This window comes from Lactobacillus kullabergensis, assembly GCF_003151025.1.
GTDB classification, from domain to species: Bacteria; Bacillota; Bacilli; order Lactobacillales; family Lactobacillaceae; genus Lactobacillus; species Lactobacillus kullabergensis.
The window spans coordinates 423,587-436,988 of the sequence record NZ_CP029477.1; the positions used below are offsets into that span (position 1 = coordinate 423,587).

General features: G+C 35.0%; 10 protein-coding genes and 3 tRNA genes. 11 read left to right on the plus strand and 2 right to left on the minus strand.

What is annotated here, in order from left to right; genetic code table 11:
• Positions 1-64 precede the first annotated feature (64 nt).
• Positions 65-1,060: a tagatose 1,6-diphosphate aldolase gene (locus DKL58_RS02040; RefSeq protein ID WP_109585927.1), complete on the plus strand. Its 996-nt coding sequence runs from the start codon at positions 65-67 to the stop codon at positions 1,058-1,060.
• Between the two features lie 53 nt (positions 1,061-1,113).
• Here DKL58_RS02040 and DKL58_RS02045 read toward each other — a convergent pair whose 3' ends face one another.
• Positions 1,114-1,875 carry a MurR/RpiR family transcriptional regulator gene (locus DKL58_RS02045; protein WP_109585928.1) on the minus strand — a complete coding sequence of 254 codons (762 nt, stop codon included), beginning with the start codon at positions 1,873-1,875 and terminating at the stop codon, positions 1,114-1,116.
• A gap of 122 nt (positions 1,876-1,997) precedes the next feature.
• On the opposite strand from DKL58_RS02045, the gene pfkB reads away from it, so the two are divergent.
• The 10 genes from pfkB to DKL58_RS02100 all read left to right on the plus strand — a co-directional run bounded on the left by pfkB (position 1,998) and on the right by DKL58_RS02100 (position 11,161).
• Positions 1,998-2,927 carry a 1-phosphofructokinase gene (gene pfkB / locus DKL58_RS02050; RefSeq protein ID WP_109585929.1) on the plus strand — a complete coding sequence of 310 codons (930 nt, stop codon included), beginning with the start codon at positions 1,998-2,000 and terminating at the stop codon, positions 2,925-2,927.
• A 1-nt stretch (position 2,928) separates the two neighbouring features.
• Positions 2,929-4,848: a fructose-specific PTS transporter subunit EIIC gene (locus tag DKL58_RS02055; RefSeq protein ID WP_109585930.1), complete on the plus strand. Its 1,920-nt coding sequence runs from the start codon at positions 2,929-2,931 to the stop codon at positions 4,846-4,848.
• Positions 4,849-5,529: 681 nt separating this feature from the next.
• Complete coding sequence (gene apf, locus DKL58_RS02065; RefSeq protein WP_109585932.1) at positions 5,530-6,225, plus strand: aggregation-promoting factor; 696 nt, start codon at positions 5,530-5,532, stop codon at positions 6,223-6,225.
• Positions 6,226-6,867: 642 nt separating this feature from the next.
• Entirely contained in the window at positions 6,868-7,926 is a 1,059-nt protein-coding gene (locus DKL58_RS02070; protein ID WP_109585933.1) for an SEC10/PgrA surface exclusion domain-containing protein, read from the plus strand.
• Positions 7,927-8,006: 80 nt separating this feature from the next.
• On the plus strand, positions 8,007-8,522 hold the full coding sequence (locus tag DKL58_RS02075; protein WP_109585934.1) for a GNAT family N-acetyltransferase: 516 nt from the start codon (positions 8,007-8,009) through the stop codon (positions 8,520-8,522).
• 89 nt (positions 8,523-8,611) lie between these two features.
• Positions 8,612-8,683, plus strand: a tRNA-Gln gene (locus tag DKL58_RS02080).
• Positions 8,684-8,881: 198 nt separating this feature from the next.
• Entirely contained in the window at positions 8,882-9,586 is a 705-nt protein-coding gene (locus DKL58_RS02085; RefSeq protein ID WP_109585935.1) for a glycerophosphodiester phosphodiesterase family protein, read from the plus strand.
• A gap of 169 nt (positions 9,587-9,755) precedes the next feature.
• Positions 9,756-10,937 carry an aminotransferase class I/II-fold pyridoxal phosphate-dependent enzyme gene (locus DKL58_RS02090; protein ID WP_109586989.1) on the plus strand — a complete coding sequence of 394 codons (1,182 nt, stop codon included), beginning with the start codon at positions 9,756-9,758 and terminating at the stop codon, positions 10,935-10,937.
• A 63-nt stretch (positions 10,938-11,000) separates the two neighbouring features.
• Positions 11,001-11,082, plus strand: a tRNA-Tyr gene (locus tag DKL58_RS02095).
• Positions 11,083-11,089: 7 nt separating this feature from the next.
• A tRNA-Gln gene (locus DKL58_RS02100) sits at positions 11,090-11,161 on the plus strand.
• 40 nt (positions 11,162-11,201) lie between these two features.
• Here the strand turns inward: DKL58_RS02100 and DKL58_RS02105 are convergent.
• On the minus strand, positions 11,202-12,956 hold the full coding sequence (locus tag DKL58_RS02105; RefSeq protein ID WP_109585936.1) for a BspA family leucine-rich repeat surface protein: 1,755 nt from the start codon (positions 12,954-12,956) through the stop codon (positions 11,202-11,204).
• Between the last annotated feature and the right edge of the window lie 446 nt (positions 12,957-13,402).

Sequence of the window (13,402 nt, forward strand, 5' to 3'; positions counted from 1 at the left end):
AGGCAACTTTATCAGTATATAATAATAGTTGTGCGATTAAAGAAAATGTTAAAGGAGATATATAATGAAAACAATTTCTGCAGCAGTTGCCAAACATATGGCAAACTTGTCAACAACTGATGGTATAATCAGTGCTTTGGCAATCGATCAACGTGGCTCTTTGAAAAAGATGTTAGCAGAGGCTGCTAATAAACCTGCTGATGAAACAACTATCGTTGATTTTAAAAAAGCAGTTTCCAGTGAGTTGACTCCTTATGCTTCATCGATTTTGACTGACCCAGAATATGGTTTGCCAGCAACAAAAGTGAGAGATAAAAATTGCGGATTATTACTTTCTTATGAAAAAACCGGGTATGATACCACAGAACCTGGCAGAATGCCTGACTTAATTGCTAATCAGTCTGGATTAAGGATTAAAAATGAAGGCGGAGATGCCATTAAGTTTTTGGTTTACTATGATCCTGATGAAGGTCAAGAAATTAATGATAAAAAGCACGCTTTCGTTGAAAGAGTTGGTGCAGAAGCTAAAGCTAATGAATTGCCATTCTTTTTGGAAGTTTTGACTTATGACGCAAATATCGCTGACGCTAAGAGTGAAGAATTTGCGAAAGTTAAAGCTGATAAGGTTTTGAAGACAATGAAAGAATTTTCAAAGCCTGAATATGATGTAACTGTACTTAAAGTTGAAATTCCGTTTAACATTAAATTTGTTGAAGGTTTTAATGGTGACAACAACGTTGTTCACACTCAAGAAGAAGCTAAGGATCTGCTTAAAAAGCAGTCTGAGATAACTGATTTGCCTTATATTTTCTTATCTGCTGGTGTAACCAGTGAAGAATTTATTGCTGAAATTAAAATGGCAGAAGAAGCAGGTGCAGACTTTAACGGTGTTCTCTGTGGTCGTGCTACCTGGAAACCGGCTATCAAGCCATTTGCTGCTGAAAGTGAAACAGCCGGTAGAAAATGGTTAGCTACTCACGGCAAAGAAAATATTGAAAACTTAAATGAGGCTCTAAAGGGAGCTAAATCTTGGCGCGATAAGCTAGAAGTTGCTGAATAATTTTACCTATTAACTAAAAAGCTTTCTATACTTTGATTAGTATAGAAGGCTTTTTATTTGCTCTTGTAAAAATCGGTTCTAACTGAATAAGCATCACAAAAGATGCGGGTTATTATTTGTAGTGGTAGTCGTGATCTAACCTCATACTCGGGAAAATAATTGGTTTTAGATTTGTAGCCTATAAAGGATAAAGTTGAAAAAGGCAAAATGCTGCCTGAAGAATTAGTAGTAAAAGTCAAAATTGGGACTTCATTTTTATTTAGGGCTTTGGCTGCAGTAACCAATTCCTCAGTTTCTCCGTTAAGAGTAATAAAAATTACTAATGAATCTTTCTTGATCTTACAGGCAATCGTCTTAATAATATTCGGGTCTGAATGAAATTCGCAATATTTTCCAGTTAATTGCAATTTAACCATCATTTCGTGAGCAATTGATTCAGATAGGCCGCGAGCAAAGATAAAAACGATTTTAGCTTGTTTAGTCAGCGATATGCTGTCTTCAATTGTGCTGTAACTTAGGTTATGCAGCGTATTGTTCATTTCAATTTCGTTTTTAGTAATCACGCTTTTAATTTTATCGTCAGCATCATTTAACACACTAAAAGTAGAATTTGAATTGCTTTTTAGTTTCAAAGATTCGCGGTAAGAGGTGTAACCACTGTAACCCATTTTTTGCATGGTGCGCACAATTGTTGCAGTCGAGACATTTGCAAATTGACTTAGTTTTACTATCGACATATTAGCAATCTTTTGGGGATTATTTTCTACGATATTCCAGAGATGTAATTCTGCTGAGGAAAGTTCTTTATTTGGCATATATGTGCTCCTTTTGTAAATATTTTCCCATTAATTATAGTAAACGCTATCAATTTGGAAAAACGTTACACCTTTTAACTTCTATAATAATAATGCAAAAGGCAAAAAAAGGGGAGAAATCTTTGATTTACACAATAACGTTGAATCCAGCGATTGATTTGGTAATTGTAACCAAAAAGCTGGAACCAAAGGTAGTTAATAGAACTGAAAAATTTGAATTGCAACCTAATGGTAAAGGGGTCAATGTTTCGTTCGTTTTAAAGAAATTAGGCATTGATAGTGTAGCTACTGGTATTGGTGGCGGCTTTACATTAGATTATGTCATTTCAGGTTTAAAGGAAAAGGGGATTCAAACCAATTTCTTGAAGGTAAAAGATCCAACCAGAGTTAATGTTTTTACGGATGTTTTAGATGAAAAAACAGAGTACAAACAAGTTAACCCGGGTCCAGAAGTCAGCTTGGAAAAACAAAACCAATTTTTGGATTATCTTGAAAGCACGCTAACTAAGGATGATATGGTAGTTGTTTCCGGAAGTTTTTCTCGGGGAATTAAACCTCACTATTTAGTACAACTGGCTCAATTAGTTCAAAAACAGGGGGCAAAATTCGTAGTTGACAGTAGTTACCTTGAAGTAATCGATACTTTAAAATATCAACCGTTTTTACTTAAACCCAATGACGCAGAACTGGCAGCTTTTTTTAATTATGAGGGTGAAATGACAGACGAGAAAACAGTCGCTTTTGCTCAAAAGCTAGTTAAACTGGGTTGCCAAAATGTGTTGGTTTCTTTAGGTGCTAATGGAGCAGCTTTTATTAATGAACGGCATATCCTGTTTGCCAATGCTCCTAAAATACAAGTGGTTAATTCAGCTTGTGCAGGGGATACAATGCTTGGTACCTTCATTGCCTTTTTGGAAAAGAAAAAACCTATTAGTGAGGCTCTCAAAATAGCTGTAGCTGCAGGAAGCGATACGGCTAGTCGCACTGGACTGACAGATTTTTCTTTAGATAATTTATTACCACAAATTTCAGTAACAGAAAGGATGAATTAAAGTGGCTAAATATGATTTAGTTGGTGCAACTGGTTGTGCAACTGGCGTTGCTCATACATTTATGGCGCAAGAGGCGCTGGAAAAAGCTGCAGAAAAGCTTGGCTATACCATCAAAATTGAAACACACGGTCAAACTGGTATCGAAAATAATTTAACAAGTGCAGAAATTGCAGACGCGCAAGCCGTAATTATTGCTTCTGATATTGATGTTGGCTTGGATCGTTTTGCAGGCAAACGCCTAGTTGTAGTTCCAGTTGCAAGAGGTGTCAAAGAACCAGATGATTTAATTAAGAAAGCATTAGCAGCTCCTATTTATAAAGAAGGACAGGCAGCTGAAGATTCCACTCATGAAAGTGTAGGAAAGCAAAAGCTAGGCAACAAAATTTATACCTCTTTAATGAATGGCGTCTCTCATATGTTGCCATTTGTTGTTGCAGGTGGTGTGCTAATGGCTATTTCCTTCTTCTGGGGAATTGATTCGGCAAATCCAAAAAGTAGCGAATACAATCAATTTGCAGCAATGTTAAACACTGTTGGTAGTACGACTATGAACTTGATGGCTCCAGTCTTAGGAGCTTATATTGCTGAAGCTTTGGCGCAACGGACGGGTTTTGTAGTCGGCTTGGCTGCCGGTTTTATCACCTTCAACGGTGGCGGTGGCTTTTTAGGAGCCATCGTTGGCGGTTATCTGGCAGCAATTGTTGTTTTAGGACTGCAGAAACTGTTCCAGCCATTGCCTGATGATAAGTTTAGAGGATTGAAGTCAATCTTTCTTTTACCAGTTATTGGAGTATTAATTACAGGATCAATTATGTACCTGTTAAATACCCCAATCAAAGCACTTAATGTAGGTCTAATGTCCTGGCTTAGAGGTTTTGAAAATACTAATCCTGCGTTGCTTGGAATTATTGTTGGCATAATGTGTGCAGCAGACTTTGGTGGTCCTATTAATAAGGCTGCCTATGTTACAGGGACGGTATTACTGGCTCAAGGAAACTACTACTTTATGGCAGGAGTTTCTGCTGCTTGTATTGCTCCACCACTTGCAACAGGTTTTGCAGTATTAATGAATCCCAAAGCATATTCTAAAAGTGAAAAAGCAGCAGGTTATGTCAACTTTTTACTGGGTTCTACTCACATTACCGAAGGTGCAATTCCATTTGCCGCTAAACACCCGTTATGGAATATCCCAGCTTTTATGATTGGTTCTTCAGTTGCGTCAGTTTTAACTTATATAACCAAGATTAGTGTGCCTGCTCCTCATGGTGGCTTTATTGTTTTACCATTAGTTAATAAACCATTCTTGTGGGTATTGTGGATTCTGATTGGATCGGCTATTTCCGGTGCATTGCTAGCTCTAATCGCCGGCAGATTTGCTAAAAAAGATGCTTTAGCAACTGCAACTGACTCTGCAATTGCACCTAGTGTTGACGACACATCTGACCAGCAAGCAGAAAGCAAAGAAGAAACTTTTGATCCAAGTGATATTCTTGATTTACAAAATATTAAAGTTGGTGTTGATGTTGCGAGTCGTGAAGATGCACTAAAGTATTTAGCAGATTTTGCCGTCAAAAACAACTTGGCTAATGACAGCGAAGCTGTTTACAATAGTTACGTTAAGCGTGAAAAAGAAGGCTCTACGGGGATGACGGACGGTTTTGCCATTCCCCACGCCCAGTCAGCAGCAATTACCAAGTCTTCAATGATCGTTTTAAAACTCAAACAACCGATTGATTGGCAATCATTGGATGGCAAAAAGATTGATACGGTCATTTCTTTTCTGATACCACAAGTCGATAGTAATGCTCATCTGCAATACTTATCCAATACTGCCAAGCTTTTGACTCACGCAGACTTTATTGCAAAGTTAAAAGCAGCCAATACGCCTGCAGAAATTCAAAATTTGTTTAAAAATAATTAATATATAAAAAACAGAAGGCTAAATGAAGTGAGGTCCGCAAGTTTTATAACTTACGAACCTCATTTCGTTTGCACTTTTAAATTTTATAATCGGACCTATTCAAATTAATTTACAAGTAGCTGCTATTCTAAAAGTACAAAAAAGAAAGCATATTAATGCTTCCTGGTTTAAACAATTAGTCTTCAACCTTTTTTGCTTCATTTAATGCCTTCATAATTGAAGGATTTTTTGAATGGCAATCTTCAAGCATTTGCAAATCTTTTTCGTCAAGTGTGACTTCAAACTTACTCATTCTGTCATTTCCTTTCTACCAAATTTTAAATTAACTATATCACTTTTATAGCATAAATATGCAAAGCTAGCTAATGTTTTTCATTTATGTTGCAAAGATGACTTATTTTTCTTTAAATTGCACTATACAAACGCATGTTCTTGCTAGTAGCAATTAACCGTATAACCTTGTTCTAATAAGATTTTGTCAAATTAAATAACAGTTAACGTTGTGTTACAACTGTGTCATTTTTACTAAATTAGGTAATTAATTCTTAAAAGTTGAGTGATATTCTTGTTATGATTCTGCAATTTTTAGGTAGTAGTATATGTAACATCAAATTGAATAATAATTTATTATGCTCAATTTGAAAAACATATTATGGATTTTTATTTAAGGAGAGAATTTTTTTGAAGGTAAAATCTATCTTAGTTAAATCAGCAGCAGTAGCAGCGTTATCTGCTTCCGGAGTTGCAGTTATGAGCAGTGTTAAAGCAAATGATGTTCAAGCAGCTACAGTAGAAAATGATGCAGCAGTTGTAACTGTTAACTACGTTGATGGCAATTCAATTCGCGTATGGGACAGTTACAAACATCCTGAAGCTACTGGGCAAATTTTACCAAGTAATTCTTCTTGGAAAGTCATTAAAACTGCTTACGACAAAAAGGGTCACAAGTGGTATGACTTAGGCAAGAACCAATGGGTTAAGGCCAAATACGTTAATAAAGGCTATCATCCAGCAAATGAATCCCAAAACACTGCAGCTGCAACTGGCAGTCAAACAGAAAACAGTACAGTTTCTAATGCTGGCAATGTAGAAACTACGAATTATACTAATAATACTGCAGCTACAAATATTAATTACACAACTGCTTCATCTGATTCAGAGGCTGGAGCAAAGGCGTGGATTGCCAGTCGTGAATCTGGTGGCTCATACAGTGCACAAAATGGTCAATATATTGGTAAATATCAGCTTTCTGCTGCATACCTTAATGGAGACTATTCAGCTGCTAACCAAGAGCGTGTTGCTAACAACTATGTTACTAATCGCTACGGCTCATGGGCAGCTGCTAAACAATTCTGGCAAGCTAATGGCTGGTACTAATTAGTTAGTCAGTTTAAAAACAGAATATTTAAAAAAGTAAGCAGACACTGGTTGAAAAAACTAGCGCCTGCTTTTTTATTTTAAAAATTAATGATTAACCGCGTATGTAAATTTATCACTGCGAATAATTTCTTGCATAATATGTAGGGGATGGTTGTGATCATCATAGACTAGATCCTTAATTCGCATTAATGATGTTTTTGTGTCAACATTAAGCAAAAAAATTCTTCCCTGTTTGCAAACGCAATTTTAAAAGTTTTCTTACCCTTACCAGTAGCTGTTTAATAATAACATTGTAGATACAGGGAAGCAGTCCGTCATTTCTGACAGGCATGAATTTCATGTGTAAGACATAAAAGAGATTAATTTTAAGAAAGTTTGCAGCTTAATATTTAATTCAAAGTTTTGTAGTTGGTCAATACTTTTATTAATAAATGTAGACTAATTTGCAAAAATTATTTTAAATATTGGTATGACTGGTATCCTAACTTTACTGAGAACTGATATTATTTAAAATAAGCTAAAAATATTACAAAATGTTTCTTAATTGAAAAAATAATTTAATTGGCAATCTCTCATAATAAGTTTAGAATTAAATTTGTACCACAAAGAGCCAATTTAGAATAACTCTCGAGGAAGAATATGAAGAAAAGCAAATTTGCTATTGCCGTAGTTAATATTATTTTTTTAATCACTATTCCAGGAATAACTATAGGCGAAGCTGAACAAGTAACGGCAGCCACTATCAAGGGCTATGTTAAAGTAAAAAAGAAGAAAAAAGTTCGCTTGTATAAAATTTCCGGAAAACATTCTAATTTTTATGCTGAATCTAAATACAAGTATCCATATAGTGCCAAGAAAAAAATTGGTAAGAAAAAAAGAACGGCCTATAAAATTGGTAACAATTCGCATTGGATTTTAGCTAAAGATGTTAAAGTAGTTAAAAAGAGCACCAAAAGAGTATATACCCAGGCAAGAATGAAATTGCCCAAAGGTTACACTAAAACTGAGTTGCTACTCGCTTATCAGGGTAAACCCAGCAAGAATTTTATTAATGCTTCAATGCAAGGGATGAAAACTAATGATTTTAGTCGTCTCAAAGTATCTGAAAGTAAAGCTGATGATGCAACTCAGGTTGACCTAAATCAGCTTACACCTAAGCAAATTGGAGATTTAACTGCTTTTTCTCTTCGCCTTATTAATGAAGCAAGGAATGATTTGAATTTATCTCCCTGGGTTGAAAGCAATGGAACTGGTAAATTAGCAGCTGATATTGCTTTGGAATATAGCAAAAATAATAAAACAATTAAAGACAGTCACTATGTTCCTGGAATTGTTCGTGCTTGTCATGCTAATGGACTTAACCTTGACGATAATTTTGTTGAAGACATGGCCGGTTTTTATAATATTAGTCCTACAATGACCATGACTGAATTAAAGAAAAGTGTTTATTTTGGCTTGAAACAAATGATTTTTGGTTACGTTGGCAGTGGTGAAGAAGAAAGATCTGACCGAAGTTATTATCAGGAATGGGAACATGCTGGGGACTTGTTTAACACCCAAGGTACACTTCATGATGGTGATTACAACTATTATGGATTTAGTATTTCTCATAATGATAATATTTGTTCTATGCATTTTATTAGCGTTCCTACATATGTAGTTAAAAGTAAAAAGTATAATAGCGGTTTTCAGCCATAAAAAGCAGCCTATTTGAAAGGCTGCTTTTTATTGTATAATTAACTTTAAAATAAAATATTGAAAGTAATGAGGAAAACAAAATGTTGATTTATATTCGCTTGGCAGAAAAACAAGATTTAGACCAAATTATGAAAATTATTGCTGAAGCAAAAAAATTGCTGAAAGAAGACGGCAATCCTCAGTGGCAAAATGGCTCTCCTAACCGTAAAATGCTTGCAGAAGACATTGCTTTAAAGCGCACATATTGCCTTGTAGCTAATAAAGAAATTGCCGGTGTTGCTGTTTTACTAACTACACCTGATCCTAATTATACTGAAATAGATGGTGCTTGGAAAAATAATGACGAACAATATGCCACTATTCACAGAATTGCAATTAGCACAAAATTTCGCGGTCAGCACCTCAGTCAGTTTATGATGTCAAACTTGATATCGAGAGGATTGATGCTTGGCATTCATAATTTCCGCATTGATACACATGAGGTCAATAAGCGCATGCAGGGTCTGATTAGAAGTTTAGGATTTGAATATCGGGGAATTGTTCAAGTTAATCAAACTAAAAATGGTGCTAGAAAGGCATATGAACTAAATTTATAGTAAGAAAAAAGCTGTTTTCTCTTGACTTGCAAAGCACAATTTCCTATACTATTAAATGTTGAGCATACAAGTAAAAGCTCAGATGGTATTGGGTTATAGCCAAGCGGTAAGGCACTAGTTTTTGGTACTAGTATGCGCTGGTTCGAATCCAGCTAACCCAATTGTTCTTACGAACACCCAACCCGAAAGATGATAGTTCTGAAATAAGAACTATCTCTTTTTTTGTTTAGAAAATGCACAAAAAATTTTTTTATTTTTTAGATTTTACTATTTAAAAATTAGGCAAAAGGGTTTATTATATCCTCTATGTTTGGTTTGTAATGTTTTTCTTTTTAACGAGGTTTAACCAACACAAAAATATGAATAGTGGCAAAAATAAAACAATAGTATTTGGTCATAGAGGATATCCCGTGAAGTTTGCAGAAAATTCAATGGAAGGCTTCCGCAATGCTGTTCAAAATGGGGCAGAAGGGATTGAATTTGACGTTCACTTAACAAAGGACGGCATACCAGTAGTAATGCATGATGAAAAAGTTGACCGAACAACTGATGGCACCGGTTATATTAAGGACTTTACTCTTAGTAACTTAAGGCAGCTGCACTTGTCAAATGGTGAGTCGGTACCGACGCTGAAAGAATTATTTGAACTACTGGAAAATAAAAATATTCAAATAAATTTGGAATTTAAAACTGGAGTAATTCATTATCGAGGTATTGAAAATACTGTGTTAAGCTTGGCTCAGCTTTATCACTTCGTTTATCCGATCATTTATTCTTCATTTGATTATGTCACACTAAAAAATTGCCAGGAAATTGATCCTAACCAGATCTATTGCTACCTGACTGACGAAGAAGTAGTTAATTCAGCTAAATTAGTTAAAGATAACCACTTTGCTGGCATTCATCCAGGCAAGCTTTTACCAGGAGAGCAAGCAGTTACTGAACGAATTTGGACTGTTGATGACCCGCAAATTGCTAAACAATATTTTCAAAAACATGTTGCAGGAATTTTTACTAATAACTACCCTATGATGATTAAATTACGTGATCAAATTCAGGGATAAGCTAACCTATACGGAGTATTAAAATAGTTAATTTTAAAACACCTTTAACTTATACAGTTTAAAGGTGTTTTTATATGTAAAATTAGTTAATAATTAGAAAAATATTGTAGAAAAATAATTTTATTAAAGGTATAATCTATATAATTGAAAAGAAAGTTTGGTGAAAAATATGGTAGATTTAATTAAATACGTACGAAAAGGTTTAGCTGATGCTCCCTCTAATCCGATTTTGAAGTTTTCAGATTATGCCGGCAAGATTCCGGATGTTGTAAAATTCACTCTTGGTGAGCCTGATTTCAACACTCCTGATCATATCAAAGAGGCAGCCAAAAGAGGAGTTGATGAAAATCACTCCCACTATGCTCCTTCAAATGGGACTATTGGCTTACGCAAGGCAGCCAGCCAGTTTTTGAGTAAAAAATATGGGCAAAACTATGATCCAGAAACTGAGGTTTTGGTTACCAATGGCGTAACTGAATCAATTTTTGATTCTGTGTTGGCTACTTTGAATCCTGGCGATATTATGGTTGTGCCAACTCCATTGTTTCCACTTTATATGACTGACGAGGGCGTTATTAATGAAGGCGTTGAAATAGTAAAAGTAAATACAGTAGACGACGGCTTTAAGCTGACACCAGAAAAATTGCAAAAGGTAATTGACAAGTATGGCGACCGGGTACGGATGTTGGTTATGAATTATCCTACCAATCCAACTGGGGTAATGTATAGTCAAGACGAATTGGATGCTTTAGCGGATGTTATTCGTGATAAGCCAATTTTCGCATTGTGTGACGAAATTTACAGTGAGTTGAACTATGATCAACCACACGCGTCAATGGAGAAATCATTGCATGACCAAGTTATTTTAATGAACGGCGTTTCCAAATCATGGGCCATGACCGGTTACCGAATTGGTATTGTTTGTGCGCCAGAAAATATTTTGCAACAAATTGCAAAAGTTCACCAAGCAATAGTTACTACTGAGCCAACACCTATGCAAGATGCAGCTGAAGAGGCCTTTAAAAACGGTATGGATGACGCACTGCCAATGAAAGAAGAATTTCAAAAGCGCCGTGATGCTTTGTATTCAGGCCTTACCAAAATAGGTTTTGAATGTGCTAAACCCCAAGGCGCATTCTACATTTTTGCTAAAATCCCAGAGGGTTTTGAACAAGATGATACTAAATTTATTTATGAGCTGGTTGACAAGGCAAAAGTTGCTGTTACAGCAGGTTCCAGTTTTAGTGAAGGCGGAGAAGGTTATATTAGATTTTCTTACGCTGTTTCAATGGATCAAATTGAAGAAGGACTGAAGCGACTAGAAAAGTTTGTTAAAGAAAATAAGAAGTAATATTTAAGCAAATTTTGCTTGCAATCACGTACGTTTTTCGGTATTATAATTAACGTGCGTGACGGAGGAGTAGCGAAGTGGCTAAACGCGGCGGTCTGTAAAACCGCTCTCTCTGAGTTCGGCGGTTCGAATCCACCCTCCTCCATTGTCACTGGGTTATAGCCAAGCGGTAAGGCACTAGTTTTTGGTACTGGTATGCGCTGGTTCGAATCCAGCTAACCCAATAAAAAAGGCGACTCGTTAGAGTCGTCTTTTTGCGTCAGTTTAAGCTATGTTATTAACTTTAATATACTTATTTTTAGCAATTACGTAGTAAAGCTTCTTTTTAATTTTGATCGGATTGCCATAAACCCGAACTGATTTGCCTTTCTTTACCAGCAATTTGCGGATTCTTTTGCCTTTTTTGTTATAAACGAATGAATTATGCTTAATTTTTGCTTTTTTGCCCTCAATGTCTTGGGAGTTTGCAAAAATATTTTTACCAAGCTTATAAAACTTTTGGTTATTAATAGTTTGTGTACCGAATGTTTCAATAGTCAAACCTGGTTCAAGCACAAAGCCTTTAATAGGACTGCCATTTTGATCATAAACTTGGACTGAACATAGAACTTTACGAGGTAATTTAACAGTATCAGAATCACTATCACTATCTTCTGCTTGAGTGTTTACTGTATTAGATTTAATAGTTGAATCTTTTGCAGGTTTTTGAATATTTGAACTTTCGGTTGAAACTGAGTTTGTGAAACCGCTTGATTCACTATCATAATTGCTGCTATTATTTTTATCTGCTGGAACATGTATGTCATTAACTGAATCATCTAAGTCAACTGAGCCAACATTCCAGGTAATTGGTTGGCTAACATATGTTTCGGCCGGACAATCTTTATCTTCTTTGTCATACAAATTAGCCAAATCGGTGACAGAAAGAATTTTTCCTGCAGGTTTAGCAGCACTACCGTTGCCTACTGCAATAACTTTAGGCATTTTAAAGTTGGTAAATGCTGTCGGTTTTAGTCTATGTTTGCCTAGACTAAGTATAAAGCCATCGGAATTATTTCCCAAACCATCAAGCATGTTAGTCATTTCAAATATGTTTCCTGTATCCCAGCGGCTTAAGTTTAATTGCTTCAACTTTGAGTCTTTGAACATATAACTCATATTAGTAACGTTATAAGTTTGCCAGCTGGTAATATCTGCTAGTTCTGTAGCTGCAATACCATTAAACATATAACTCATATTTTTAACGTTACCGGTTTGCCAGTTGGCTAAATTTAAGGTTGTTAAAGCTTCATCACCTTCAAACATATGACTGAAATCAAAAACACTATCTGTTCTGAAACTATTTAAATCGATGCTGGTCAGTTCAGTATCGTTTTTAAACATACTGTTCATATCTCGATTAGAAATAGTATCCCAAGAAGTCAAGTCAAGTTCCTTTAAGCTAGTGTCGTTTTCGAACAAGCTGCTTAAATCACTGGCATCACTGGCATCTACATTGTTGAGATTAATAAAACCAACTAAATTTGGTAAGTTAGCAAATTTACTAGTTGAATTATGTGCTAGTCGAACTTTCAACTTACCGCCATAGTCAGCAGTTCCGATCTGGAAAGCAATATACTGAATCTCATTTGGATTGATGACTTTTCCCTGATCGCTTTGTTGGGTCTTTACCAACTGGCTGATTGGTGTAGAGGATAAAGTTCCTCCCGTTATTGTAAGTGTTTTAGTCTCTTCACTAAAAGACCACGCACATTCATTATCTTTACCTTGAATAGTACTATTATTATTTTGTGAAATAATATTACTGTTATTTTTTAATACTGGATTTTTTGTAGTAGCAGAATTTTTTATTAAAGCTGAGGTTGAATCAGCCTGAGCATAAATAGGTTTATTGCAAGTTCCCAATGCAGTTCCTATCAATGTAGTTGCAATTAGACTATAAGAAAAAAATCTAGTTTTGTTATTTTTTAAATAACAACAGCTGTTATTTTTTCGCTTTCTATTATTTTTACTTAGCATACCAAAAGCCTCTTGTGTAATTTATACATTTACCTTTACTTTAAGGTTATACAGCATTAGTTTTTGGCGGTCAAACTTTTTAGCTGACCAAATATTTGTCTGACGTTATCTTAAATTTGCTAAAAATCCATTCCTATGTACGATAAATTAATAACTATTAAATTTAAAAAATATAAAAAGTGTTATTTATAAAAAATCGTATATATTTGGTGTAAATTAGTATTATTAAAATAATTTTATATAATTAACATATATTTGAATATAATAAAAATCCAATTACTAAAAATATAAATCGAGTAAGTTTTTGCCTTTTTAATAATCGTTGTTATTTAAAATGCACTTTTTTTATGATTTGTTATAAATTTCTTTATAGTGTAGTAAATTCAGTTGCTAAAGTTTGCCTATTTTCGGGTCATTAATAGTAAAATAGAGGAGCTAACTTTGAT

What these genes read in the sequence shown, in the direction of transcription:
- DKL58_RS02040 (WP_109585927.1), top strand. Translation starts at nt 65, where the DNA reads ATGAAAACAATTTCTGCAGCAGTTGCCAAACATATGGCAAACTTGTCA.
- DKL58_RS02045 (WP_109585928.1), bottom strand. Translation starts at nt 1,875, where the DNA reads ATGCCAAATAAAGAACTTTCCTCAGCAGAATTACATCTCTGGAATATC.
- DKL58_RS02070 (WP_109585933.1), top strand. Translation starts at nt 6,868, where the DNA reads ATGAAGAAAAGCAAATTTGCTATTGCCGTAGTTAATATTATTTTTTTA.
- DKL58_RS02075 (WP_109585934.1), top strand. Translation starts at nt 8,007, where the DNA reads ATGTTGATTTATATTCGCTTGGCAGAAAAACAAGATTTAGACCAAATT.
- DKL58_RS02085 (WP_109585935.1), top strand. Translation starts at nt 8,882, where the DNA reads ATGAATAGTGGCAAAAATAAAACAATAGTATTTGGTCATAGAGGATAT.
- DKL58_RS02090 (WP_109586989.1), top strand. Translation starts at nt 9,756, where the DNA reads ATGGTAGATTTAATTAAATACGTACGAAAAGGTTTAGCTGATGCTCCC.
- DKL58_RS02105 (WP_109585936.1), bottom strand. Translation starts at nt 12,956, where the DNA reads ATGCTAAGTAAAAATAATAGAAAGCGAAAAAATAACAGCTGTTGTTAT.